24 protein-coding genes are annotated in these 25974 nt (G+C 65.4%); 22 read left to right on the top strand and 2 right to left on the bottom strand.

Annotation, left to right across the window (positions count from 1 at the left end):
• The first annotated feature begins 34 nt into the window (after nucleotides 1-34).
• From AC0L2O_RS31640 to mmsB, 10 genes are all read left to right on the top strand, one after another.
• Complete coding sequence (locus AC0L2O_RS31640) at nucleotides 35-1579, top strand: sugar ABC transporter ATP-binding protein (RefSeq protein WP_473372524.1); 1545 nt, start codon at nucleotides 35-37, stop codon at nucleotides 1577-1579.
• Entirely contained in the window at nucleotides 1576-2568 is a 993-nt protein-coding gene (locus AC0L2O_RS31635; protein WP_473372523.1) for an ABC transporter permease, read from the top strand. Before AC0L2O_RS31640 ends, AC0L2O_RS31635 begins: the two co-directional genes overlap by 4 nt.
• On the top strand, nucleotides 2565-3545 hold the full coding sequence (gene yjfF, locus AC0L2O_RS31630) for a galactofuranose ABC transporter, permease protein YjfF (RefSeq protein WP_473372522.1): 981 nt from the start codon (nucleotides 2565-2567) through the stop codon (nucleotides 3543-3545). The genes AC0L2O_RS31635 and yjfF overlap by 4 nt, the downstream gene beginning before the upstream one ends.
• Entirely contained in the window at nucleotides 3542-4318 is a 777-nt protein-coding gene (locus AC0L2O_RS31625; protein ID WP_473372521.1) for a FadR/GntR family transcriptional regulator, read from the top strand. Before yjfF ends, AC0L2O_RS31625 begins: the two co-directional genes overlap by 4 nt.
• Complete coding sequence (locus AC0L2O_RS31620; RefSeq protein WP_473372520.1) at nucleotides 4315-5241, top strand: Gfo/Idh/MocA family protein; 927 nt, start codon at nucleotides 4315-4317, stop codon at nucleotides 5239-5241. The genes AC0L2O_RS31625 and AC0L2O_RS31620 overlap by 4 nt, the downstream gene beginning before the upstream one ends.
• Nucleotides 5242-5243: 2 nt before the next feature.
• The gene (locus tag AC0L2O_RS31615) at nucleotides 5244-6320 is read left to right on the top strand and encodes an aldose epimerase family protein (protein WP_473372519.1); all 1077 of its coding nucleotides are present in this window, start codon (nucleotides 5244-5246) and stop codon (nucleotides 6318-6320) included.
• Nucleotides 6317-7198: an SMP-30/gluconolactonase/LRE family protein gene (locus tag AC0L2O_RS31610; protein ID WP_473372518.1), complete on the top strand. Its 882-nt coding sequence runs from the start codon at nucleotides 6317-6319 to the stop codon at nucleotides 7196-7198. Before AC0L2O_RS31615 ends, AC0L2O_RS31610 begins: the two co-directional genes overlap by 4 nt.
• Nucleotides 7199-7272: 74 nt before the next feature.
• Nucleotides 7273-8346: a multiple monosaccharide ABC transporter substrate-binding protein gene (gene chvE, locus AC0L2O_RS31605; protein ID WP_369724946.1), complete on the top strand. Its 1074-nt coding sequence runs from the start codon at nucleotides 7273-7275 to the stop codon at nucleotides 8344-8346.
• A 171-nt stretch (nucleotides 8347-8517) separates the two neighbouring features.
• Nucleotides 8518-10095 (top strand): multiple monosaccharide ABC transporter ATP-binding protein, encoded by a 1578-nt coding sequence (gene mmsA / locus AC0L2O_RS31600; protein WP_473372517.1) that lies wholly within the window; start codon nucleotides 8518-8520, stop codon nucleotides 10093-10095.
• Nucleotides 10092-11282: a multiple monosaccharide ABC transporter permease gene (gene mmsB / locus AC0L2O_RS31595; protein WP_473372516.1), complete on the top strand. Its 1191-nt coding sequence runs from the start codon at nucleotides 10092-10094 to the stop codon at nucleotides 11280-11282. Before mmsA ends, mmsB begins: the two co-directional genes overlap by 4 nt.
• Before the next feature lie 55 nt (nucleotides 11283-11337).
• Here mmsB and AC0L2O_RS31590 read toward each other — a convergent pair whose 3' ends face one another.
• A complete protein-coding gene (locus tag AC0L2O_RS31590; protein ID WP_369724941.1) occupies nucleotides 11338-11745 on the bottom strand; it encodes a hypothetical protein in 408 nt (135 codons plus the stop codon).
• Nucleotides 11746-11917: 172 nt separating this feature from the next.
• Between AC0L2O_RS31590 and AC0L2O_RS31585 the strand changes: the two genes are divergently transcribed.
• From AC0L2O_RS31585 to AC0L2O_RS31545, 9 genes are all read left to right on the top strand, one after another.
• Entirely contained in the window at nucleotides 11918-12580 is a 663-nt protein-coding gene (locus AC0L2O_RS31585) for an HAD family hydrolase (RefSeq protein WP_409189407.1), read from the top strand.
• A gap of 7 nt (nucleotides 12581-12587) precedes the next feature.
• Nucleotides 12588-13538, top strand: coding sequence for a sugar-binding transcriptional regulator (locus AC0L2O_RS31580; RefSeq protein WP_409189406.1), 951 nt, complete (start codon nucleotides 12588-12590; stop codon nucleotides 13536-13538).
• Nucleotides 13539-13853: 315 nt separating this feature from the next.
• The gene (locus AC0L2O_RS31575; RefSeq protein WP_473372515.1) at nucleotides 13854-15167 is read left to right on the top strand and encodes an ABC transporter substrate-binding protein; all 1314 of its coding nucleotides are present in this window, start codon (nucleotides 13854-13856) and stop codon (nucleotides 15165-15167) included.
• 101 nt (nucleotides 15168-15268) lie between these two features.
• Nucleotides 15269-16141 carry a carbohydrate ABC transporter permease gene (locus tag AC0L2O_RS31570; protein ID WP_369724933.1) on the top strand — a complete coding sequence of 291 codons (873 nt, stop codon included), beginning with the start codon at nucleotides 15269-15271 and terminating at the stop codon, nucleotides 16139-16141.
• Between the two features lie 4 nt (nucleotides 16142-16145).
• A complete protein-coding gene (locus tag AC0L2O_RS31565) occupies nucleotides 16146-16976 on the top strand; it encodes a carbohydrate ABC transporter permease (protein ID WP_369724931.1) in 831 nt (276 codons plus the stop codon).
• Between the two features lie 16 nt (nucleotides 16977-16992).
• On the top strand, nucleotides 16993-18000 hold the full coding sequence (locus AC0L2O_RS31560) for an ABC transporter ATP-binding protein (protein ID WP_369724929.1): 1008 nt from the start codon (nucleotides 16993-16995) through the stop codon (nucleotides 17998-18000).
• 51 nt (nucleotides 18001-18051) lie between these two features.
• Nucleotides 18052-18825 carry an SDR family NAD(P)-dependent oxidoreductase gene (locus AC0L2O_RS31555; protein WP_369724927.1) on the top strand — a complete coding sequence of 258 codons (774 nt, stop codon included), beginning with the start codon at nucleotides 18052-18054 and terminating at the stop codon, nucleotides 18823-18825.
• A gap of 38 nt (nucleotides 18826-18863) precedes the next feature.
• Nucleotides 18864-20510, top strand: coding sequence for an FGGY-family carbohydrate kinase (locus AC0L2O_RS31550; RefSeq protein WP_409189404.1), 1647 nt, complete (start codon nucleotides 18864-18866; stop codon nucleotides 20508-20510).
• A 5-nt stretch (nucleotides 20511-20515) separates the two neighbouring features.
• Complete coding sequence (locus AC0L2O_RS31545; RefSeq protein WP_473372514.1) at nucleotides 20516-21451, top strand: carbohydrate kinase family protein; 936 nt, start codon at nucleotides 20516-20518, stop codon at nucleotides 21449-21451.
• 6 nt (nucleotides 21452-21457) lie between these two features.
• Here the strand turns inward: AC0L2O_RS31545 and AC0L2O_RS31540 are convergent, their stop codons facing one another.
• A complete protein-coding gene (locus tag AC0L2O_RS31540; RefSeq protein ID WP_473372530.1) occupies nucleotides 21458-22345 on the bottom strand; it encodes a LysR substrate-binding domain-containing protein in 888 nt (295 codons plus the stop codon).
• Between the two features lie 123 nt (nucleotides 22346-22468).
• On the opposite strand from AC0L2O_RS31540, the gene AC0L2O_RS31535 reads away from it, so the two are divergent.
• The 3 genes from AC0L2O_RS31535 to AC0L2O_RS31525 all read left to right on the top strand — a co-directional run bounded on the left by AC0L2O_RS31535 (nucleotide 22469) and on the right by AC0L2O_RS31525 (nucleotide 25973).
• Complete coding sequence (locus AC0L2O_RS31535) at nucleotides 22469-23890, top strand: amidase (RefSeq protein WP_473372513.1); 1422 nt, start codon at nucleotides 22469-22471, stop codon at nucleotides 23888-23890.
• 239 nt (nucleotides 23891-24129) lie between these two features.
• Nucleotides 24130-25080, top strand: coding sequence for an ABC transporter permease (locus AC0L2O_RS31530; RefSeq protein WP_473372512.1), 951 nt, complete (start codon nucleotides 24130-24132; stop codon nucleotides 25078-25080).
• On the top strand, nucleotides 25077-25973 hold the full coding sequence (locus AC0L2O_RS31525) for an ABC transporter permease (RefSeq protein WP_369724918.1): 897 nt from the start codon (nucleotides 25077-25079) through the stop codon (nucleotides 25971-25973). The genes AC0L2O_RS31530 and AC0L2O_RS31525 overlap by 4 nt, the downstream gene beginning before the upstream one ends.
• Nucleotide 25974 lies beyond the last annotated feature (1 nt).

Genomic DNA, 25974 nt, shown 5'->3' with positions numbered 1-25974 from the left:
GCGGTTCGCGGGCGCCGTTGGGAGTGATTTCGCGATGGGGAACAGCCTCGATCCTGCTCCGCAGCTCCTGGAAGTGCGCGGGATCAGCAAGAGCTTTGGTGCGGTCCGTGCGTTGCAGGAGGTCGACTTCACGCTGCGTGCCGGCGAGATCCATGCGTTGCTGGGCGAGAACGGCGCCGGCAAGTCCACGCTGATCAAGGTCGTGACCGGCGTATTCCCGCGCGATGCCGGAATCATCCGGCTGGGCGGTGACGAGGTCGCGCCGCGTTCGGCCAAGGCTGCGCTTGAGGCCGGCATTGCCACCGTCTACCAGGAAGTCAATCTGCTGCCGAACCTCTCGGTGGCGCAAAACCTGTTCCTCGACCGGCAGCCGATGCGCCTCGGCATCGTGCGCGAAGCCGAGATGCGCCGTCGCGCGAAACTGCTGCTTGCCGAATTCGGGCTCGACATCGACGTCGCCGCGCCGCTCGGCAATTATTCGGTGGCGATCCAGCATGTCACCGCGATCGCGCGCGCCGTCGATCTCTCCGCGCGCGTGCTGATCCTCGACGAGCCGACCGCGAGCCTCGACCGGCACGAGGTCGAGATACTCTTCGGCATCATGCGTCAGCTTGCCGCGCGCGGCATCGGCATCGTCTTCGTCAGCCATTTCCTCGACCAGGTCTACGAGGTCTCCGACCGCATCACCGTGCTGCGCAACGGCCGGCTGGTCGGCGAGCGCGAGACCGCCTCGCTGCCGCGGATCGAGCTGATCCGGATGATGCTTGGCCGCGAGCTTGCCGAGACCGCCAGCGCACGCGCGGCCACACGCGAGCGTCAGACCGGCGAGGTCTGCGCGAGCTTCGAAGGCTACGGCAAGGCCGGCTATGTCGCACCGTTCAATCTCGAGCTTCGCCACGGCGAGGTCGTCGCGCTCGCCGGCCTGCTCGGGTCTGGCCGGACCGAGACGGCACGGCTGGTGTTCGGGGCCGAGCGCGCCGACCACGGGCAGGCGAAAGTGGAGGGCACTGCCGTGCGGCTGCAGTCGCCGCGCGACGGGGTGCGCCACGGCTTTGGCTATTGCCCGGAGGAGCGCAAGACCGACGGCATCGTCGCCGAGCTCACCGTGCGCGAGAACATCGTGCTCGCGCTGCAGGCCAAGCGCGGCCTCTATCTGCCGCTGTCGCGTCGTGAGCAGGACGAGATCGCGCGGCGTTACGTCAAGATGCTCGACATCCGTCCGCCCGATCCGGAGCGTCCTGTGGGGCTGCTATCCGGTGGCAATCAGCAGAAAGTGCTGCTCGCGCGCTGGCTCGCGACCTCGCCGCGGCTGCTGGTGCTGGACGAGCCGACCCGCGGCATCGATGTCGGCGCGCATGCCGAGATCATCCGGCTGATCCGCGAGCTTTGCGATGACGGGCTGGCGCTGCTCGTGATCTCCTCCGAGCTCGACGAGATCGTGACCTACTCCGATCGCGTCGTGGTGCTGCGCGATCGCGCCCATGTCGAGGAACTCACGGGCGAGGCCATCGACGTCACCAACATTCTCGCGGCCATCGCCGCCGACGGCGCCGCGACGGCACATGAGGGGCGGGCATGACAGCGCTGTTGCCGCGCCGCGGCCTCGCCCAGATTCTTGCGCTGATCGTCATCCTGGCGGTCGACCGCGTGGTGTCGCCGCAGTTCTTCGACCTGCGCCTTCAGGATGGCCGCCTGTTCGGCAGCCTGATCGACGTGCTCAACCGCGGCACGCCGGTGGCGCTGCTCTCGCTCGGCATGGTGCTAGTGATCGCGACGCGCGGTATCGATCTGTCCGTCGGCGCGGTGATGGCGATCTCGGGCGCGATCGCGGCGAGCCTCGCCGACAGCCATGGCCTGCCGGTGGTGCTGGCGGCGGCGCTCGGCGCCGGGCTCGTCTGCGGGCTCTGGAATGGCTTTCTCGTCGGCATTCTCGGCATGCAGCCGATCGTGGCGACGCTGATCCTGATGGTGGCGGGGCGCGGCATCGCCCAGCTCATCACCGAAGGGCGTATCGTCACCTTCTCCTCGCCCGACCTGGTCTGGCTCGGCAACGGCTCCATCCTCGGCCTGCCTGTGCCAATCGCGATTGCGCTCGGCATGCTGATCCTCACGGGCGCGGTGGTGCGCGGCTCGGCGCTCGGGCTCCTGATCGAGGCAACCGGAGGCAATGCGCGGGCAAGCGAGCTTGCCGGCGTCGGCACGCGCGCGATGATCCTGGCGGTCTATGTCTGGTGCGGCGTGTGTGCGGCGCTTGCCGGCGTGATCGCGGCGGCCGACATCATGGGAGCGGATGCCAACAATGCCGGCCTCTGGCTCGAGCTCGACGCCATCCTCGCCGTGGTGATCGGCGGCACCTCGCTGTTCGGCGGCCGCTTCAGCCTCGTGCTCGCCGTGCTCGGCGCGCTGATCATCCAGACCATGAACACCGGCATTCTGCTGTCGGGCTATCCGCCGGAGTTCAATTTGCTGGTCAAGGCCGTGGTTGTGCTTGCGGTGCTGCTGCTGCAATCACCGAAGCTCGCGGGCTTCTCGGGGTTGATGGCGCGGCTGTGGAGGCCAAAGAAATGAAAGGCCTGCCGCCCGTCCTGATCACGGCCATCGTGCTGGTCCTCGGCTTCGCGCTGTGCGCGGCGCAGTTCCCCAACATCGCCTCGACGCGCGTGGTCGGCAATCTCCTCACCGACAACGCCTTCCTCGGCATCGTCGCGACCGGCATGACCTTCGTCATCATCTCCGGCGGCATCGACCTCTCGGTCGGCTCGGTGATCGGCTTCACCACTGTGTTTGTGGCGCTGGCGATCGAGCGCTGGGGCGTGCCGCCGCCGGTCGCTTTCGTGGCCATCCTCGTGCTCTCGGCGGGCTTCGGAGCGGGGATGGGCGCCATCATCCATGTCTTCGACCTGCCGCCTTTCATCGTGACGCTCGCCGGCATGTTCCTGGCCCGCGGCGCGAGCTTCCTGCTCTCGACGGAATCGGTGCCGATCACCGCGCCGGTCTATTCGACCGTGTCCGACTTTGCCTTGCGAATGCCGGGCGGCGGGCGGCTGACGGCGATCGCGATCATCATGCTCGTGATCGTGGTCGGCGGCGTTCTGCTGCTGCGTTTCACCCGGTTCGGTGCCAATGTCTACGCACTGGGCGGCGGCCGGGCGACCGCCGGCCTGATGGGCGTCGCCGTGGGCAAGATGACGGTGAAGATCTACATGCTGTCGAGCCTGCTCGCGGGGATCGCCGGGATCGTGTTCTCCTTCTACACCAGCGCCGGCTACTCGCTCTCCGCGGTCGGCGTCGAGCTCGACAGCATCGCTGCCGTCGTGATCGGCGGTACGCTGCTTACGGGCGGCCAGGGCTCGGTGATCGGCACCTTCCTCGGCGTGCTGATCCAGGGAATGATCCAGACCTACATCAATTTCGACGGCACGCTGTCGAGCTGGTGGACCAAGATCGCGACGGGCGTGCTGTTGTTCGCCTTCATCGCGTTGCAGCAGGCGCTGGTCGCGCTTGCGCGCCGCCCGATGGCGAAGAGCGCGGGAGCGGCCTCATGACCTCGCGCATCCTCGTCATCCCGACCCGGCGGGCCCATTCCAACCACGCGGAAGTCGCCCGCTCGATCGGCGTCGACATCATCGCCGGGCGCTATGCCGAAGAGACGCGGCTGCCGGGCGATGCCGAACTGACCGCGATGTTTGGCGTGTCGCGTCCGGTGCTGCGGGAGAGCGTGAAGACGTTGGTCGCCAAGGGCCTCCTCACCACCAAGGCCCGGGTCGGGACCGTCGTGCGCGAGCGGACCGCCTGGAACATGTTCGACGCCGACGTGCTGGCCTGGCATCTCGACGCCGGCATCGACAAGCGCTTCCTCAACGACCTTGCCGAGATCCGCCTCGCGGTCGAGCCGCGGGCCGCGGTGCTGGCGGCCGCGCGGCGATCGCAGCAGGACATCTCTGAACTCCGTCGCTGCATGGATCGCATGCGGCTTGACGCCTCCGATTCCGCCAGCTTTGCCGATGCAGATCTCGCGCTTCATGTCGCGGTGGCGCGCGCGTCCGGAAATTTGTTCATGCGCTCGATTGGCCACGTCATCGAGGCCGCCTTGCGCGCGTCGTTTCTGCTCAGCGCGCCGGTCGAGCCGGAAGACCGCGACACCGTGTTGCTCTGGCATCAGAAGATCGTTGATGCGATTGTCGCCTCCGATGCCGGGACGGCATCGGAGGCGATGGTATATGTCATTCACAATGGTATGCGTCGCCACGACGGCAGCGTGGTCGAGACCGCGCCGGCCGACGCTCTGCCATCCGCCGGGACTGGAGAACAAGCGTGACTGAACTTCGCATCGCCATCGTCGGCTTCGGCAAGATCGCGCGCGACCAGCATGTCGGTGCGATCGCCGCGACGCCGGGCGCGACGCTCGCTGCGGTCGCAAGCCGCAACGCCGAATTGCCGGGGCTGCCGCATTTTGCGACCATCGAGGAACTGCTGGAGAAGGGGCCGCCGATCGACGCGGTCTCGCTCTGCACCCCTCCGCAGGTGCGTCGCGCGCAGGCCGCCGCTGCGCTCAAGGCCGGCAAGCATGTGATGCTGGAGAAGCCGCCCGGCACCGGCGTTGCCGAGCTCGATCCGCTGATCGCGATGGCGGCTGATGCGAAACGCACATTGTTTGCGACCTGGCATTCGCGCTATGCGCCGGCGGTCGAGCCGGCGCGCGAATGGCTCGCGGCGCGGCGGATCACCTCAGTGCACATCAGCTGGAAGGAAGACGTCCGCGTCTGGCATCCCGGACAGGCCTGGATCTGGGAGCCCGGCGGGCTTGGCGTGTTCGATCCCGGCATCAACGCGCTCTCGATCCTGACCCGCATCCTGCCGAGGCCGGTGTTCGTCGTCGCGGCCGAGCTTGCCTTTCCCGCCAATCGCCAGGCGCCGATTGCGGCGAACCTGACCTTGACCGACATCAGCGGCCTGCCGGTCACCGCCGAATTCGACTTCCGCCAGACCGGCCCGCAGAGCTGGGATATCGTCGTGGAAACCGATCAGGGCCAGATGCTATTGTCAGGCGGGGGGCGGCGCATGGCTGTCGAGGGGAAACTGCTTGCCGAGGCGCCCGATCAGGAATATCGCGAGCTGTACCGGCGCTTTGTCGAGCTGACCCCGACCGGCGCGAGCGATGTCGATCTGGCACCGCTTCGTCTCGTCGCCGATGCTTTCCTGCTCGGCAAACGCACGATCGTCGAACCGTTCATGGACTAGGCATGGCTGGCGCCAAAATAACAAAAGACGTCTTTGGAACGCTGCCGGACGGTCGATCCGTGGAGCGCATCGTGCTGCGCGGGGAGGGCGGGTTCGAAGCACGCATCATCACCCATGGTGCGGTGATCCAGGCGCTGATCGCGCCGGATTCAAAGGGACGCTATGACGACGTCGTGCTCGGCCACGATGGGTTTGCCGGCTATCTCGCCGAACGAAAATTCTTCGGCGCCACCGTCGGCCGCTACGCCAACCGTATTGCCAACGGACAATTCTCGCTCGATGGCGAGAAGGTGCAGCTTGCCGTCAACAACGGCCCCAATGCGCTGCATGGCGGTTTGGATGGCTTCGACCGCAAGCTCTGGCAGATTGCGGGGATCGACGAGGGTGCGGAGCCGGCGGTGACGCTCACTTATACGAGCCCGCATGGCGAGGAAAACTATCCCGGCCGCCTTGACGTGCGCCTGACCTATAGCATCACCGGTCCGACTGAGCTGTCGCTCAGCATGGAGGCGCGGACGGACCGTCCGACCATCGTCAACCTGACCAATCACAGCTTCTTCAATCTGGAAGGCGCGACCTCAGGCACGCCCATCCTGGACCACAAGCTGACGGTCGCGGCCGAGCATTTTCTCGCGATCGATCCGACCGCCATTCCGCTCCCGGAGCCGCCGCGCGCGCTGGCCGGCACGCCGTTTGATTTCCGCGATGCGCGGCGGGTCGGCGAACGCATTCGCGAAGACGATCAGCAATTGCGCAACGGCAGGGGCTATGACCACACCTACTGCCTCGGGCGTGACGGCAAGCTTGCTTTCGCGGCGCGCCTGGAAGCGCCACGCTGCGGGCGGATCATGGAGCTGTTCACCGATCAGCCCGGTCTCCAGGTCTATTCCGGCAATTATCTGGATGGCACCATTTCGGGCAAAGGTGGCAAGCTGATCCGGCAGTCGGACGCCATCTGCCTGGAGCCGCACATTTGGCCGAATGCGCCGAACCGGCCGGATTTCCCGAGCGCGCGTCTCGATCCCGGCCAGGTCTATCGGCATCGCACAGTCTATCGATTTGCGGTGAGGGCGCCATGATCGAAGAGGTGCCGACCGCGGTTCTGTCCGCCGAACAGTGTCATCTCGGCGAAGGGCCGAGCTATGATCTGACCACCGATACCGCCTGGTGGTTCGACATCCGCGAGGGCAAGCTGTTCGAGGCGCATCTTGGCAGCCGCAGCATTCGCGTCCACGCGCTCGCACGGATGGCGAGCGCGCTCGGGCGCGTCGATGCCGAACGGCAATTGATCGTGGCGGAAGACGGCCTCTACATCCGCACACTCGCCGATGGCGCGATGACGCTGTTCCTCCCGCTCGAAGCGGACAATCCCGACACGCGCTCGAACGATTGCCGCGTGCACCAGTCCGGCACGTTCTGGATCGGGACCATGGGGCGCAAGGCCGAGCCGGGGGCGGGGGCGATCTACGCGCTTCATGCTGGCAAGATCTCGACGCTGTTTCCAGGCATCACCATCCCCAACTCGATCTGCTTCTCGCCCGACGGCGCCACCGGCTACTTCGCCGATACCGCGCGCGCGGTGCTCTATTCCGTTCGGCTCGATCCCGCGACCGGTCTGCCGCGCGGCGAAGCGGAGCTGCTGTTGCGGCACACCGGCACCGGCGGCCTCGATGGCTCGGTGTGCGATGCCGATGGGCAGATCTGGAACGCCTGCTGGGGCGGAAGCCGGATCGATGTCTACTCTCCCCAAGGTGAGCGCCTGCGCTCGCTGCGCGTACCCGCGCGGCAGGCGAGCTGTCCGGCCTTTGTCGGACCAGATCTGTCGCGCTTGCTGGTCACATCTGCCTGGCAGGACATGGACGGCGCGGCGCGCGCCGCCGATCCGCAAGCCGGCTGCACTTTTCTGCTCGAGGCATCCGCGCGCGGACGTGCGGAGCCGGACGTCAAGCTCACATAGGAGGCCGCAAGCAGCCCACCACCAACGTTCTCGACGAAGCTAAAAACACAGTCTGACACCCAAGGGAGTGAAATATGCTGAAACTGAAAACGACGTTCCTCGCGCTGGCCCTGGCCGGCGCTGCGACGATGGCTTCGGCCATCACCGCCTCGGCGCAGGACAAGGCGAGCGTCGGCATCGCCATGCCGACGAAGTCTTCCGCGCGCTGGATCGACGACGGCAACAACATGGTGAAGACGCTGAAGGAGCGCGGCTACAACACCGACCTGCAATATGCCGAGGACGACATTCCGAACCAGCTCTCGCAGGTCGAGAACATGGTGACCAAGGGCGCGAAAGCGCTGGTGATTGCCGCTATCGACGGCACCACGCTGTCCGACGTGCTGAAGCAGGCCAAGGCCAAGGGCATCATCGTGATCGCCTATGACCGCCTGATCCGCGGCACGCCGAACGTCGACTATTACGCCACCTTCGACAATTTCCAGGTCGGCGTGCTCCAGGCGCAATCGATCGAGAAGGGGCTCGGCCTCAAGGAGGGCAAGGGTCCGTTCAATATCGAGCTGTTCGGCGGCTCGCCCGACGACAACAACGCCTACTTCTTCTACAACGGCGCGATGAGCGTGCTGAAGCCGTACATCGACAGTGGCAAGCTCGTCGTCGCCTCCGGCCAGATGGGCATGGACAAGGTCGCGACTTTGCGTTGGGACGGCGCCACTGCGCAGGCCCGCATGGACAACCTGCTCAGCGCCTACTACGGCAAGAAGAAGGTCAACGCCGTGCTGTCGCCTTATGACGGCCTCTCGATCGGTATCATCTCCTCGCTGAAGGGCGTGGGCTATGGCAGCGCCGATCAGCCGATGCCGATCATCAGCGGTCAGGATGCCGAGGTGCCCTCGATCAAGGCGATGCTGCGCGGTGACCAGTACTCGACCATCTTCAAGGACACCCGCGATCTCGCCAAGGTGACCGCCGACATGGTCGATGCGGCGCTCGCCGGCAAGCAGGTCACCGTCAACGACACCAAGACCTACGAGAACGGCGTCAAGACCGTTCCGTCCTATCTGCTCAAGCCGGTGGTCGTCGACAAAAGCAACTGGGAGAAGGTTCTGGTCGACAGCGGCTATTACAAGAAGGCGCAGTTCCAGTAAGATTCTTTCGTCTCCCTCGCCCCGTTCTTACGGGGAGAGGGTTGGGGTGAGGGGTTTCTCCACACGGCCAAGTTGTCCTTGTGGAGACTGCCCCTCACCCGAAATCCGCGCTACGCGCGCATTTCGGCCTCTCCCCGCAAGCGGGGAGAGGCGAAGGAGGGACATGAAGCGATGACTGCAATGCTGGAGATGCGCAACGTCAGCAAGAGCTTTGCCGGCGTGCAGGCGCTGCGCGACGTCAACTTCTCGGTCGAGGCCGGCCAGATCCACGCCCTCGTCGGCGAGAACGGCGCAGGCAAATCCACGCTGATGAAGGTGCTGAGCGGGGTCTATCCGCATGGCAGCTACGAGGGCACCATCATCTTCGACGGCGAGGAGCGGCTTTTTCGCGACATCAACGATTCCGAAGCGCTCGGAATCATCATCATTCACCAGGAGCTGGCGCTGATCCCGCTGATGTCGATCGCGGAGAACATCTTCCTGTCGCATCCGCCGTCAAGATTAGGGGTGATCGACCGCGACGAGGTGTACCGGCGCACGCGCGATCTCTTGGCGCAGGTCGGCCTGAAGGAATCCCCGGATACGCTGATCACCGATATCGGCGTCGGCAAGCAGCAGCTCGTCGAGATCGCAAAGGCGCTCTCCAAGCGGGTGCGGATGCTGATCCTGGACGAGCCGACCGCCAGCCTCAACGAGGCCGACAGCGCGGCTCTGCTCGAACGCCTGATGACCTTCCGCGAGCAGGGCATCGCGTCGATCCTGATCTCGCACAAGCTCAACGAGGTCGCCCGCGTCGCCGATCACATCACCGTGCTGCGCGACGGCCGCACCGTCGACGGCATCGATTGCCGCACCGAGGCGATCCAGGAAGACCGCATCATCCGCAGCATGGTCAACCGCGATCTCGCCCATCGCTTCCCCGAGCGCAGCGCCAAGATCGGCGAACCGGTCCTCGCCGTGGAGAACTGGTCAGTCTATCACCCGATCCATCCCGAGCGGCAGGTGATCAAGAACGTCAATTTCGGCGTCAGGCGCGGCGAGGTCGTGGGCATCGCCGGGCTGATGGGCGCCGGCCGCACCGAGTTCGCGATGAGCCTGTTCGGCCGCGCCTGGGGCACCAACATCAGCGGCCGCATCGCGCTCGAGGGCCGTCAGATCGCGCTGCCGAACGTCGCGGCCGCGATCGACGCCGGCCTTGCCTACGTCACCGAGGACCGCAAGCAGCTCGGGCTGATCCTGGCCGACGACGTCCGCAAGAACATCACCCTGGCGAGCCTTGACCAGGTCGCGCCCGGCCGGGTGATCGACGACATCGCCGAGCTCAAGGTTGCTACCGATTACCGGAACCGGATGCGGATTCGCTGCTCCGACGTCTACCAGGAGACCGGCCAGCTGTCCGGCGGTAACCAGCAGAAGGTGGTCTTGTCGAAATGGCTGATGACCGATCCCAAGGTCTTGATCCTGGACGAGCCGACCCGGGGCATCGACGTCGGTGCCAAATATGAGATTTACTGTATCATCAACGAACTTGCGGAAGCCGGCCGCGGCGTCGTGGTCATCTCCTCGGAGATGCCCGAGCTGCTCGGCATCTGCGACCGCATCTGTGTCATGAACGACGGCGCCTTCGTCGGCGAGTTCCCGGGCACCGAGGCGACGCAGGAAAAGATCATGCGCGCCATCATGCGCAATGAACGAAGCAATGGAAACGGCGTGCCTGAGGCCGCGGAGATGGGAGGAATGCAGCCATGACCGACAAGACGGTTTCGCTGCCCGAGGAGCGCCAGCACGGCAGCTTCATCAAGAACAATTTGCGCAATTACGGCATGCTGATGTCGCTGATCGCGATCATGCTGTTCTTCCAGGTGATGACCGGCGGCACGCTGCTCCAGCCGCTCAACCTGACCAATCTGGTGCTCCAGAACAGCTACATCGTCATCATGGCGCTGGGCATGCTGCTGGTGATCGTGACCGGGCACATCGACCTTTCGGTCGGTTCGGTCGCGGGCTTCGTCGGTGCCGTGGCTGCCTTGCTGATGGTGACGTACAAGGTCGATTACACGCTCGCCTTCATCGCCTGCCTCGTGGTCGGCGCGGCCATCGGCGCCGCGCAAGGCTACTGGGTTGCCTATTTCAAGATCCCGTCCTTTATCGTCACATTGGCCGGCATGCTCGTGTTCAAGGGGCTTGCGCTCGCGGTGTTGCAAGGGCAGTCGCTTGGGCCGTTCCCGGCGACGTTCCAGAAGCTGTCATCGGGCTTCATCCCCGAACTGCTGCCCGAAGCCGGCACGCTGCATCCGACCTCGATGCTGATCGGCGCCGTGCTGGCGCTGGGGATGGTTTATGCCAGCGCCAGGGGCCGGGCGCGCGAGCTGTCGCACGGGATCGAGGCCGAGCCGTATGCGTTCTTCCTGGGTAAGAGCATCGTGCTGGCCTGCGCGGTGCTCTACTTCACCTATCTGATCGCGACCTATCGCGGCCTGCCCAACGTGCTGGTGATCATGAGCGTACTGATCGCGCTGTACGGCTTCGTCACCCGGCGCACCGTGATCGGCCGGCACATCTATGCCGTCGGCGGCAATGCCAAGGCGGCCGGCCTGTCGGGCATCAAGACCGAGCGGTTGACCTTCTTCACCTTCGTCAACATGGGCGTGCTGGCCGCGCTTGCCGGCCTCGTATTCGCCGCGCGCCTTAACACCGCGACGCCCAAGGCCGGTCTTGGCTTCGAGCTCGACGTCATCGCCGCCTGCTTCATCGGCGGCGCGTCGGCCTATGGCGGTGTGGGTCGGGTCGGCGGCGCCGTGGTCGGCGCGATGATCATGGGCGTGATGAACAACGGCATGTCCATCCTCGGCATCGGCATCGACTACCAGCAGGTGATCAAGGGCCTGGTGCTGCTCGGAGCCGTGTGCATCGACGTCTATAATCAGCGGAGGTAGGGCGCGATCAACTGCGCCCGGCGGGTTCGCTCGTGCGCGTCGGCGCCTATCGCCGTCAGCGCGAGCGCTTTGGCAACTTCGGGAGCTTGGACGGGTCGAATTTCGGCGCCGGCTGTTGCGCTGCCGGCGCGGGCGGCTGCTCTTCATTGTAAATGAGCGTGCCTTCGAGCAGCACGCCGGGGAACTGTTCAGCCGTTGCTGTGTATTGAGCGATCTTGCCGGAGCAGGTTCCCTCCAGCGTCAGCTTGAGTTCGTCGTCGGTTCCGAACACGGTTGGCAGCTGATCGGTGTGCCTCTTGGTTAGGAGGGTTGCGGTAAATCGCTCACCGCTGACCTCGACGGTGCCGCTGTACGTCATGACTCCGTCGCAGCCCCAGATCACCCCGTCCGCGACATGGGCGATGCCCGTGCCTTGGCCGGTCGGTGTCTTGAACCACGCCCGGTACGTACCGTCCTTGAGCATGAACGTCTCACGCCTCGCTGCTGAGAGAGCGAGCAGCAGATCAGCGCCACAACTTTAAGATCACGTTAAGTCTGTGCATAGCGGGGGCTGGTCCGTTCGCGGGCAGCACCGCGAACGCGACGTCGGAATGTGAGCTATTGCTCACGAAGTGGGCATATGATCGAATAGCCGCATGGACCAAAACCGGCCGGAGCCCGATCTCATCATCTTCGATTGCGATGGCGTGCTCGTCGATAGCGAGCTGTTGAGCTGTCGGTGCCTGTCGGAGGTGCTGGCCGAGTTTGGGATCGCGCTTAGCGAAGGACAGGCACTCGAACTCTTCCTCGGACGCAGCACGAAGGCGATCGAGCAGCATTATCGTGACCTTGGACAGGCCGTGCCGGTCGGCTTTCTGCCACGATTGAAGTCGCATGTGCTGAACAGCTTCGCTGGGTCGCTTCAACCCATCTCAGGCGTCGCCGATGTGATATCCGCGTTGCACGCGCCGTTCTGCGTGGCGTCCTCCAGCGACATCGATCGTGTCTCGCTGTCGCTCGACGTCACCGGCCTCCGCAGCCATTTTGGCGACCGGCTTTACACTGCGCAGATGGTCAAGCACGGCAAGCCCGCCCCGGATCTCTTCCTCTATGCCGCCGCGAGGATGCAGGCCGATCCCTCGCGCGCGCTGGTGATCGAGGACAGCGTCAGCGGCGTCCAAGCCGCGAAGGCGGCCGGCATGACGGTCTGGGGATTTGTCGGCGGCAGCCATTATGGCGCCCGTGATGGCAAGGCGCTATTGTCCGCGGCCGGGGCCGATCGGGTCTTCGCGCGCATGAGCGATTTCTGGGAGGCGTGAGGCCATCATGGCCGTCGAGAACGAAAAATCACGGCTCGACGACGCCGCGCGCGCCGGCTGGCTTTATTTCATTGCCGGCCACACCCAGGACGAGATCGCAAAGATGCTCCAGGTGTCGCGGGCCTCTGCCCAGCGGCTGGTCTCGCTATGCCTCGCCGAGCGGCTGATCACGTTCCGCCTCGAACATCCCATCGCCGCCTGCATGGAGCTGGCGGCGCGGTTGAAGCAGCGTTTCGATCTCGTCCATTGCGAGGTGGTGCCGGCCGATCCAGCGGCGCTGCAGGCTACCGCCGGCATCGCCGAACGCTGCGCCAATCTGCTGGATTCGACGTTGCGCGCGGAGACGCCGGTGATCGTCGCGCTCGGCACCGGGCGCGCGGTGCGCGCTGCAGTCGAGCGCGTTACGCCGATCGACCGGCCCAACCACCAGATCGTTTCGCTGGTCGGCAACATCTCTGCCGACGGCTCAGCGAGCTTCTACGATACCGTCGGCCGGCTCGCCGACCGCACCGGCGCGCGGCACTATCCGATGCCGCTGCCGTTCCTGATGTCGTCCGAGGACGAGCGCAACAAGATGGTCCGGATCGAGCCGATCGCCAAGGTGAAGGCGGTCGCGGCCAAGGCCGATCTGCGGCTCGTCGGCATCGGGCAGATGGACCAGAAGGCGCAGATCCATATTGACGGCTTTGTCACCCGCGACGAATTGTTCGAGATGATGCGGCAGGGCGCCATCGGCGAGATCACCGGCTGGGCCTATGACGCGAAAGGCCGCTTGCTCAAGGCCGGCACCAACAAGCGCCTGACCAGCATTCCGCCGGAAGTGCCGGCCAAGGCCACCACGATCGGCGCCGCGGTCGGCGGGGCCAAGGTGCCGGCGATCGCCGCGGCGCTGAACGGACGGCTGATCAACGGCTTGATCACGGACGAGGCCACCGCGCGCGCGATTCTGGAGAGATAGGGCGGCTCGCTCTTCGCGTGCCTGCGAGGCGGGTGGTCTTTCCCCACGTAACACTGTCATCGTCCGCGAAGGCGGACGATCCAGTACGCCGCGGCTCCTCTTGGGGCAAACCAATAGACGGCACGGAGTACTGGATGCCCTGCCTTCGCGGGGCATGACAGCGTGGGTGAGGCGTCATCTCTCGTCCCTCCCGCACCGCAGCACTCATAAGTTGCCGAGACAGCCGCGCGCCTGCTTGACAATCGCCGCCCCTCGGTTGAACATACGCTCAACGCGTGGGCATATGCTCAGAAACGCGAGTTTAGGGAGGTCATCGTGAAACACGTCCTCGGCGCCGTCTGCGGCGCGTCTTGCCTGTTGCTGGCCGTCCCCGTGATGGCCGAAACGACCCTGACGATCGCCACCGTCAACAACGGCGACATGATCCGCATGCAGGGGATGACGGGTGACTTCACCAAGAAAAATCCCGATATCACCGTCAAATGGGTGACGCTGGAGGAAAACGTGCTGCGTCAGCGCGTCACCACCGACATCGCCACCAAGGGCGGCCAGTTCGACGTGCTGACCATCGGCACCTACGAAGTGCCGATCTGGGCCAAGAAGGGTTGGCTGGTGCCGCTCGCCAATCTCGGTGCCGACTACGATGTCGCCGACCTCCTGCCGAAGATCAGGGATGCGGTCTCCGTCGACGGCAAGCTCTATGCCGCGCCGTTCTACGGCGAGAGCTCAATGGTGATGTACCGCACTGACCTGTTCGAGAAGGCCGGGTTGAAGATGCCGGAGAGCCCGACGTGGAACTTCGTGGTCGACGCGGCCAAGAAGCTCACCGACAAGAGCGCGGGTGTCTACGGCATCTGCCTGCGCGGCAAGGCCGGCTGGGGCGAGAACATGGCGTTCCTGTCCGCCATGGCCAATTCCTACGGCGCGCGCTGGTTCGACGAGAAGTGGGAGCCGCAGTTCAACACGCCGGAATGGAAGACGACGCTCACGACGTACGTCAATCTCATGAAGGAGGCCGGCCCTCCCGGCGCCAGCTCCAACGGCTTCAACGAGAACCTCGCGCTGTTCAACGCCGGCAAATGCGCGATGTGGATTGACGCCACCGTGGCGGCATCCTTCGTCACCAACCCGAAGGACTCCAAGGTCGCCGACAAGGTCGGTTTCGCGCTCGCGCCCAACGCCGGGCTCGGCAAGAACGCCAACTGGCTGTGGGCCTGGAGTCTCGCGATTCCCGCCGGCTCGAAGAAGAGCGAGGCGGCCGAGAAGTTCATCGCCTGGGCGACCAGCAAGGACTACACCAAGCTCGTGGCTGCGAAGGACGGCTGGGCCAACGTGCCGCCGGGCACGCGGACGTCGCTCTACCAGAACCCCGACTATCTGAAAGTCGCCCCGTTCGCCAAGCTGACGCTGGCCTCGATCGACGCCGCCAATCCGAACAAGCCGACCGTGAAGCCGGTGCCTTATGTCGGCGTGCAATACGCCGCCATCCCTGAATTCCAGGGCATCGGCACTCAGGTGGGCCAGCAGTTCTCGGCCGCACTCGCCGGCTCGATGACGGTCGACGCAGCGCTTGCCGCGGCTCAATCCTCGACCGAGCGTGAGATGAAGCGCGCCGGCTACATCAAATAGACCAGAAACTAGACCCGGGGCTCTCCCTGAGCTCACACCTGCGGCCATCCACTATCGCTTGATGGATGGCCGCCTTTTCCCCCGCCCGAGGAGACGCGTGGATGGCAACCCGGCAGACGCAGTTCCTTGCGCGGTCGCTTCTCGCCCCTGCCGTCGGGCTGCTGTTCATATGGATGATCGTTCCGCTCGCGCTGACGATCTATTTCGCGACGCTGCATTACAGCCTGCTCGACCCCGGCTCCGAGGCGTTCGTCGGTCTGGAGAATTTTCGTTACTTCCTCACCGATCCCGCCTTCCTCGCCTCGCTTCAGAACACGCTGGTGCTGGTCGGCTCGGTGCTGGCGCTGACCATCCTGCTTGGCATTCCGCTGGCGGTGCTGCTCGACCAGCCCGTGATCGGCCTCAACATCGTGCGGTTGATGGTGATCGCGCCGTTCTTCGTGATGCCCACGGTGAGCGCGCTGGTCTGGAAGAATCTGTTGATGCATCCGGTGTCCGGGCTGTTTGCCTGGATCGCCTCGGTGTTCGGGCTGACCCCGATCGACTGGTTCACCGACGCGCCGCTGCTCGCCGTGATCCTGATCGTTGCCTGGCAATGGCTGCCGTTCGCGACGCTGATCCTGCTCACCGCGCTGCAATCGCTCGACGAGGAGCAGAAGGAGGCGGCCGAGATGGATGGCGCCAGCGCGCTCTCGGCTTTCATCTACATCACGCTGCCGCACCTGGCGCGGCCGATCACGGTGGTGATCCTGATCGAGACCATCTTCCTGCTGACCGTGTTCGCGGAAATCTACGTCACCACGGGCGGCGGCCCGGGCCTTCAGACCACCAACATCGCGTTCCTGATCTATTCGCAGGCGCTGATCCAGTACGACGTCGGCACCGCGTCGGCCGGCGGCCTCGTGGCGGTGGTGATCGCCAATGTCGTCGCCTTCTTCCTGGTCCGCATCGTCGGCCGCAATCTGGAGACGTGAGACCATGGCGCGGATGGCGACGACGCGGCGGGTGGCGATATCGACGATCGGAGCCTGGTTCTTCGGCTTCCTGATCTTCTTCCCGATCCTGTGGATGGTGCTGGCGAGCTTCAAGACCGAGCTCGAGGCCTTCGCCATTCCGCCGTCCTTCCTGTTCTTCCACTGGACCCTGGAAAACTATGCGACCGTGCAGGAGCGCAGCGACTATCTGCATCACGCGCTCAACTCGATCATGATCGCCGGCGGCTCGACGCTGATTGCGCTGCTGATCGCGATCCCTGCGGCCTGGTCGATGGCATTCTCGCCGACGAAGCGCACCAAGGACATCCTGCTCTGGATGCTCTCGACCAAGATGATGCCGCCGGTCGGCGTGCTGGTGCCGATCTACCTGATCTACAGGACCTTCGGCTTGCTCGATTCCCGTGCTGGACTGATCTTCATCCTCTGCCTCGGCAATCTGCCGATCGTGATCTGGATGCTGTTCACCTATTTCAAGGAGATCCCGCGCGACATCCTCGAAGCCGCGCGCATGGACGGCGCCACCATCGGCCGCGAGCTCGTCTATGTGCTGACGCCGATGGCGATCCCGGGCCTGGCCTCGACGCTGCTGCTCAATCTGATCCTGGCCTGGAACGAGGCGTTCTGGACGCTCAATCTGTCGACCTCGAGCGCTGCGCCGCTCACCGTGTTCATCGCGTCCTATTCGAGCCCGGAAGGGCTGTTCTGGGCAAAATTGTCGGCGGCCTCCACGCTGGCGATCGCGCCCATTCTCGTCCTCGGTTGGTTCAGCCAGAAGCAGCTCGTGCGCGGGCTCACCTTTGGCGCGGTAAAGTAAGAAGGGCTGCCGGATCATGGGTCAGATTACACTTCAGGACGTGCAAAAGTCCTTCGGCCCAGTGCACATCATCAAGGGCGCCGATCTCGAGATCGAGGACGGCTCCTTTGTGGTGTTCGTCGGGCCCTCCGGCTGCGGCAAGACCACGTTGTTGCGGCTGATCGCCGGGCTTGAGGACGTCTCCGGCGGCAAGATCTTGATCGACGGCAAGAACGTCGTCGACACACCGCCCGCCAAGCGCGGCCTGTCGATGGTGTTCCAGTCCTACGCGCTTTATCCGCATATGAGCGTGCGCGGCAATATCGGCTTCGGTCTGAAGATGGCGGGGCTCGCCAAGGACGAGATCAACCGCAAGGTCGAGGCGGCGGCCGCGACGCTGAACCTCACGCCCTATCTCGACCGCAAGCCGCGCGAGCTCTCCGGCGGTCAGCGCCAGCGCGTCGCGATCGGGCGCGCCATCGTCCGCGAGCCCAAGGCGTTCCTGTTCGACGAGCCGCTGTCGAACCTCGATGCGGCCTTGCGCGTGCAGATGCGCATCGAGGTGACGCGGCTGCAGAAGCAGCTCGGCACCACCGCGATCTACGTCACCCATGATCAGGTCGAGGCCATGACCATGGCCGACAAGATCGTCGTGCTCAACGGCGGCAAGATCGAGCAATACGGCTCGCCGCTGGATCTGTACGAAAAGCCCGCGAATCTGTTCGTCGCCGGCTTCATCGGCTCGCCGAAGATGAATCTGGTGACGGGCGACCCAGCCACGCAGCAGGGCGCGATCACCATCGGCGTGCGGCCGGAACATCTCAAGATCGAGCGCGACGGCGCCGGCGGTTGGCTCGGCACGATTGCGGTCGCCGAGCATCTCGGCAGCGACACCTTCCTCTATGTCGATGCCGGGCCACTCGGCATGCTGACGGCGCGCTACATCGGCGAACTGAGCCTGCATGCCGGCGACCGAGTGTCGCTGGTGCCGGACCCCGCGCGCATCCATCGCTTCGACGCGAGCGGCAACGCCATTCGGGGCTGACGAGAAACGGCAAGAAAACCGCAAGAAAACGGCAAGAAACGGACAATCAACATGTACCTGGAAAAATTCAAGCTGACCGGCAAGACCGCGTTCATCACCGGCGGTGGGCAGGGCATTGGGCTGGCCTGCGCGGAGGCGCTGGCCGAGGCGGGCGCCAGGGTCGTGATCGGCGACCGCGACAGCAAGATGGCCGACAGCGCCAAGGCCAGCCTGAAGGCGAAAGGCTATGACGTTGAAACTGCGATCATGGACGTCACCGACACCAAGCGCGTGGCGGAAGTCGCCAACGACCTCGTCGCCCGCCATGGCAAGGTCGATATCCTCGTCAACAATGCCGGCATCGCCCGCAGCGAGACGCCGGCGGAGACCGTGACGGACGAGCACTGGCTCAACGTCATCGACGTCAATCTCAACGGCACGTTCTGGTGCTGCCGCGAGTTCGGCAAGCACATGCTCAAGGCCAAAAGCGGCGCCATCGTCAATATCGGCTCGATGTCGGGCTTCATCGTCAACAAGCCGCAGGAACAGGCGTTCTACAATGCTTCCAAGGCCGGCGTGCACCATTTGACCAAGTCGCTGGCCGCCGAATGGGGCGCGCGCGGCATCCGCGTCAACGCGGTGGCGCCGACCTATATCGAGACGCCGCTCAACGCCTTCGTCAAGAGCAACGCCAAAATGTACGACGCCTGGATCGGTGGAACCCCAATGGGGCGGATGGGGCAGGTCGACGAGATCGCCTCCGTCGTCCTGTTCCTGGCCTCCGAGGCCGCGAGCCTGATGACCGGCAGCATCGTGCTGGTGGATGGCGGCTACACTTGCTGGTAGGCTTGCGTCAAAATTGACGAAAGCGATCGGGAGTGACAATGCCGCGAGCGTATATCGGCGTCGACGTAGGGACCACGAGCACGCGGGCAGGGGTGTTTGACGAAGCCGGCACGCTTCTGGCGACGGCCAGGCATCCTATTCGAATCTGGCAAGAGGCCGGCGATATCGTCGAGCAGTCGTCCTCCGACATCTGGCACGCCTGCGTGAAATCGGTGCGGGCCGCGATGGCGGAGGCCGGCGTTGCGCCCGACAGCATCGGCGGCATCGGTTTTGATGCGACCTGTTCGCTGGTCGTCCTCGACCGGCAGGGCGAGCCGGTCACCGTCAGCACGTCCGGCGACAAGCAGCGCAACGTCATCGTCTGGATGGACCATCGCGCCACGGCCGAGGCGCGGCTGATCAATGAGACCGAAGATTCAGTGCTGCGCTATGTCGGCGGCTCGATCTCGCCCGAGATGGAGATGCCAAAGCTGTTATGGCTGAAGCGGCACATGCGGGCGAGCTTTGACGCCGCGGGTCATTTCTTCGATCTGGCGGATTACCTGACCTGGCGCGCCACCGGCTCGTTGCAGCGCTCGACCTGCACCGTCACCTGCAAATGGAATTATCTCGCCCATGACGGCGGCGGCTGGAGCGCGCCATTCTTCAAGCGCATCGGTCTTTCGGAGTTCGTGGCCGAGAAATATGCGCGCATCGGCACCGGCATCGTAGCGCCTGGCACCCGGCTCGGCGACGGTCTCACCCGTGCAGCCGCGGCCGATCTCGGCCTGACGCCGGGCACGCCCGTCGGCGCGTCGCTGATCGATGCGCATGCCGGCGGCATCGGCGCGATCGGCGGCCGTGACGGATCGGGCGGGGCGACCGATGTCAGCGATCGCCTTGCCTACATCATGGGAACGTCGGCCTGCATCATGGCCACGACGAAACAGCCGTGCTTCGTGCCGGGCGTGTGGGGGCCGTATTATTCCGGCATGGTGCCGGACTTCTGGCTCAACGAGGGCGGTCAATCGGCCGCGGGCGCGGCGATCGACCATCTCCTCAAATCGCATCCGGGCCATGCCGAGGCGAACGCGGCGGCGCGCAGCGAGGGCGTTGACCTGATCGAGCACCTGGAGCGTCGCATCATCGCGCGCGCCGGCGATGCCAGCCGTGCTGCGCTGCTGGCCCGCGACGTCCATGTCCTCCCCGAATTCATCGGCAACCGCTCGCCTTACGCCGATCCCGATACGCGCGCGGTGATCGCGGGGCTCGATCTCGACACCGACACCGGCGCGATGGAGCGGCTGTTCGTCGCCGGCCTGTGCGGACTCGCCTACGGGCTCGCCGAGGTGATCGAAGCTTTTGCCGCGCATGGCGTTCACTCCAGCATCATGATCATGGGCGGCGGCGCCAGCCGCAGTCCGCTGGTGCGGCAGATCATGGCCGATACCACCGGTCTCACGGTCGCGCTGCCGCAAACGAAAGAGCCGGTGCTGCTGGGCGCCGCGATGCTCGGGGCGGTAGCCGGCGGCGCCTGTGTTTCGATCGGCGAGACCATGGCGAAAATGTCGGCGCTGGGAGGCAAGAGCGAGCCGACCGCGCCGGACATGGCTGCGTTTCACGCCCGCAAGCGCGACGTCTACAAGCTGCTGCGCGAGGTCGATCGCGGCAGCCGTGCCGCGATGCGCGACATCGCCAGAGGTTGAGACGGATGCTGATTTCCTGCGGCGATGCGCTGATCGATTTCGTGCCGACCCGAAACGCTAATGGACGCGAGGCGGTGATGCCGGCGGTCGGCGGCTCCTGCCTTAACGTCGCAATCGGCATGGCGCGCCTAGGCGCACCCACCGGCTTCCTCGGCGGTATCTCAATCGACATGTTCGGACGCATGATCGCCGACCATGCCGCCGCCTCTCATGTCGATCTCGGTCTCGCCACCCGCAGCGATCATCAGACCACACTCGCTTTCGTGCAAATTGTTGCGGGCGAGTCGCACTATGCCTTTTATGATGCCGAGACGGCGACGCGGAACTGGACTTATCGGCGCGGGTCCATTCCCTTTGACACGGTCGAAGCTCTCCATGTCGGCTCGACCACGCTCGTGAACGACCAGGGCGCGGCAGAGACCAAAGCGCTGATCGCGGATGCGCGGGCGTTATCGACGATCTCGCTCGATCCGAACTGCCGGCCCAATCTGGTCAAGGACAAGCCGGCCTATCTTGCACGGATGGCCGAGTTCGCCGGGACTGCCGATCTCATCAAGATGTCCGACGTCGACTTCGCCTACCTCTATGGCGACGAGCCTTATCAGCAACGGGCAAACGCAATGCTGGGGCAGGGCGCGAGCCTCGTCGTCATCACGCGCGGCAACAACGGCGCCATCGCCTGGCATGCGAAAGCCGGCCCTGTCGAAGTCCCTGCGCCGAAGATCGAGGTCGCCGACACCATCGGTGCCGGCGACAGTTTTCAGGCCGCGCTGCTGTTCGCGCTGCACAAGCAGAGACGTCTCGCTCGGCAGCAACTGAAGGATATCAGCGCAGATGAGCTCCGCCGCGCGCTGTCCTTTGCCGCCAATTGCGCCGGCCTGACCTGCACCCGCCCGGGCGCGGATCCGCCGTGGAGTCGCGAGATCACATGGAGCTGGTAATCCGCCTCACAGCCGCGCGACCACCTTCTCGGCGCATTTGAGCAAGGTGCGGACCAGCGGGCTCTCGGAATCCCGGCGCCAGCACACCGCGATGTCGATGGAATCGGTGGCATCGCGCAGCCGCCTGAACACGACTCCGCGCGGCGCCGCGAGACTGGCGCAGGCCGGCAGGATCGCAAGACCTTCACCGGCCAGGACCAGGCTCATCGCCGCATGCACCGTCTCCACCCGGCTGGCGATCGGCATCACGATCTGGTGTCGCCGCAGCACGGCGGCAACCGCGGAGGAGGCGGGGTCCTGGTCCGGCGGCGGCAGCGCAATCAGCGGACGGCCCTGCAATTTCGCCAAGGGCACCGCGCCCAGGCGGGCGAGCGGCGAGCGGATCGGCATCGCCAGCATGAGCGGCTGCGCGCCGATCCGCGCCACCTGAATTTCGGGATGATGGATCGCCGGCATGCACAGCGCGACGGTGACGCTGCGGTCGAGCAGCCGCGCCTCGCGCGTCGATGCGCTGAGCTCGGCGAATTCGAGGTCGACACCGGGCACGGACCGGCGCAACTCGGGGATCAGTCGCGGCAGCACCGCATTGCCCAGCACGATCATGTAGCCGACCGACAACCGCCCGCGCCGTCCCGAGGCCACCGCACGCGCGGCTTCGGCGCCGTCGGCCGCAAGTGCGAGTGCTTCCCCTGCGCGCGCCAGCAGCGCCTGGCCCGCCTCGGTCAGGTCCATGCCGTGCGTGCCGCGACGGAACAGCGGCGCGCCGATCTCGGCCTCGAGCTTGCGGATCTGGACCGAGAGCGGCGGCTGCGCCATCCGCAGCCGTTCGGCGGCCTTGCCGACGCTGCGCGCCTCGGCCACGGCGACGAAGTAGCGGAGCCGGCGAAGATCCATAGGCATACCGAAAACGTATGGGTTGGCCATCAAAATCGTATTGGACGCTGAGTTAACAGAAGTGTCATTCTCCCTGTCAATGCTATCGGCCAATGAGGGCCGGCTTCGGAGCGTGATCTGACAATGAACGGCGATCCCTGCCTGCTGTCCGCAACCGAACTGCGCGGCCTCTTTGCTGCAAGGGAGATGTCCCCCGTCGAGGTCACCCGCGCCGTGCTCGCGCGCGCCGAAGCCCTCCAGCCCGAGCTGAACTGCTTCATCACGATCTGCGGCGACGAGGCGATGGCCGAGGCGCGCGCCGCCGAGCGCAAGCTGATGGCTGGCGAGCCGCTCGGCCTGCTGCACGGCATTCCCGTCACCGTCAAGGACATCGTCAACACCAGGCGCGTGACCACCACGTTCGGCGCCGTTCCCTACAAGGACAATGTGCCGACCGAGGATGCGGTCGCAGTCGCAAAGCTGCGCAGTGAGGGCGCGATCCTGATCGGCAAGACCACGACGCCGGAATTCGGCAGCAAGTGCCTGACCGATGCGCCGCTGTTCGGCCGCACCCGCAATGCATGGGACGCGCGGCGGTCGTCCGGCGGCTCCAGCGGCGGTGCGGCGGTGGCCGTTGCCAGCGGCATCGCGCCGCTGGCGATCGCGACCGATGGCGGCGGCTCGACGCGCATTCCCGCGGCCTGCAACGGCGTGGTCGGACTGAAGCAGAGCAACGGGGTGATCGCGCACAGCCAGGCGCTCGATGCCTTCGGCAACCAGACCTATGTCACGCCGATGACGCGCGATGTCGCCGATACCGCGCTGATGATGCAGGCGATGGCCGGCGAGGATGCCTGCGATCCCTGGTCGATCGGCGTGCCCGTGCCCGATTTCATCGGCACCGCCGCCCCGCGCGGCGATCTGCGCGGGCAGAAGATCCTGTTCTGTGTCTCGCCGTCCGGCCGTCCAGTGTCTTCGGACGTTGTGGCGGCCTTCAAGGCGAGCCTCGATCGGCTCGCGAGCCTGGGTGCCGAGCTCGAGGAATTCTCCGGCGACGGTTTCGACATCGAGCCGACCTGGCGCGCCATCAACCACACGGTCTGGCGCACGCGCTTTGCGAAGCTCGTAGCCGAGCACGGCGACGCCCTGAGCGAAGCCTTCGTCAAGCAGGTCGCGCTGGCGACCAATGTCAGCGGGGTCGAATACCAGGAGGCTATGTTCGCGCGGACCGCGTTGTTCCGCCGGGTGCAATCCCTGCTGGCGCGCGGCCACCTGCTGGCGATGCCGACCCTCACCCGCACCGCGCTGCCGATCGACCAGGACCTGTTCGGCACCATCGAGATCGACGGCCGGCATTTCGACAGCGTCCGACCGCATTGGTTCCCCTGGACCATGCCGTTCAACATGACCGGCCATCCCGCGATCAGTCTGCCTTGCGGCTTCGGGAGCGATGGCCTGCCGATCGGGCTTCAGCTCGTCGGCCGCTTCCGCGCCGATGCCGAGTTGCTGCGCGTCAGCGCCCTGTTCGAGGCGTCAACCGACCTTCTCTCCCGCTGGCCCGGCTGAGATGGGGTTCGGGAAAGACACTTTGCTTGTGGCCATCCTTCGAGACGCCCGCTTTGGGCGGGCTCCTCAGGATGAGGTCTCGGTTTGCGGCGAAACGGTAACCCCTCATGGTGAGGAGCCCGCCAAAGCGGGCGTCTCGAACCATGCAGGCCGAGCACCCTCCTGGCATTCTAAAGCACTTGCGTCGGGCGTCCGGACATGTTGATCGTGCCGCGGATGAGCCCTGAAACCGAGCGTGCATGAGCGTATTTGTCCTCCGACGTCTGCTGACCTTGCTGGCGACGCTGGTCGGCGCCTCCGTGATCATCTTCCTGGTGCTGGACGCGCTTCCCGGCAATGCCGCGCAGATGCTGATGGGGGCTGATGCGTCGCCGGACGCGGTGCGGGCCCTCACCGTCAAGCTCGGGCTCGACCAGCCGCTGGCTATTCGCTATCTGCAATGGATCAAGGGGCTGCTGATCGGCGATCTCGGCAACTCCTATGTCTACGGCACGCCGGTCGCGAGCCTGATCGCGGAGCGGCTGGCGCTGACCGTTCCGCTTGCGATCATGTCGATGCTGATCACGGTGACGCTGGCGCTCTCGGCCGGCATCTACACCGCCGCCAACCACAACAAGCTCGGCGATGTCGGGGTGATGTCGTTGACGCAAATCGGCATCGCGCTGCCGAACTTCTGGTTTGCGATCCTCCTGGTGCTGCTGTTCTCGGTGCGGCTGCAATGGTTGTCGGCCGGCGGCTTTGCTGGCTGGGACGAGGGCGTCTGGCCCGGCATCAAGTCGCTGCTGCTGCCGGCGGTCTCGCTGGCGGTGGTGCAGGCCGCGATTCTCGCGCGGGTCACGCGCTCCGCCGTGCTCGAGGTGCTGCGTGAAGATTTCGTCCGCACCGCGCGCGCAAAGGGCCTCGGCAAGCGCGAAGTGCTGTGGAGCCACGTGCTGCGCAACGCCATGATCCCGGTCATGACGGTGATGGGGCTGCAATTCGCCAATCTGCTCGCCGGCACCATCGTGATCGAGAACGTGTTCTACCTGCCGGGCCTCGGCCGGCTGATCTTCCAGTCGATCGCCAACCGCGACCTGATCGTGGTGCGCAATTGCGTGATGCTGCTGGCTGCCATGGTCGTCATCGTCAATTTCGTGGTCGATGTGCTCTATGCCTTCGTCGACCCGCGCATCAAGGTGCACGATCTGTGAGTGATCCGCTCGCCACCGCGGTCGGACTGCCGACGGCAACCGCGCCGACGCCTCCCGCCACGGGCTTTTGGCGCAGGGCGCTGCGGCATCGCAGCTTCACGCTGGGTGGTGCATTGGTGCTTGTGGTGATCGGTTCGGCGCTGCTCTCGCTGCTGTGGACGCCGTGGTCGCCCTATGAGATCGACATCGCCTCGAAGCTCCGGCCGCCATCCGCGGCGCACTGGCTCGGCACCGATTCCTTCGGCCGCGACATCGTCTCGCTGCTGCTGGCCGGCGCCCGTTCCACCATCATGGTCGGCATCATCGCTGTCAGCATCGGCCTCAGCTTCGGCGTCTGCCTCGGCCTGATCGCCTCGGCCCGCCGCGGCTGGACCGAAGAGATCATCATGCGCTTCTCCGACTTCACCTTCGCCTTTCCGGCTGTGCTCTCCGCGATCATGCTGGCGGCGGTGGTGGGGCCGGGCATGGTGACCTCGATCATTGCGATCGGCATTTTCCAGATTCCGACGCTGACCCGGCTGACGCGCGGCTCGGCCAACGCGATCTGGGCGCGCGAATTCGTGCTGGCCGCGCGCGCCGCGGGGAAGGGCAAATTCCGCATCACCATCGAGCATGTGCTGCCCAACATCCTGTCGATCCTGATCGTGCAGGCCACCATCCAGTTCGCGCTCGCAATTTTGGCCGAAGCCGCGCTGTCCTATCTCGGCCTCGGCACCCAACCGCCGCAGCCGTCCTGGGGACGGATGCTCAATGATGCGCAGACGCTGCTGTTCCAGTCGCCGATGCTGGCGGTCTATCCGGGCGCCGCGATCGCGATTGCCGTGCTCGGCCTCAACCTTCTCGGCGACGGCTTGCGTGATCTGCTCGATCCCCGACTGGCGCGGGAGCGATGAC

This window comes from Bradyrhizobium sp. Kon10, from assembly GCF_055807395.1.
The sequence above is the reverse complement of the archived record's forward strand: the minus strand, read 5'-3'. Positions and strand labels throughout refer to the sequence as shown.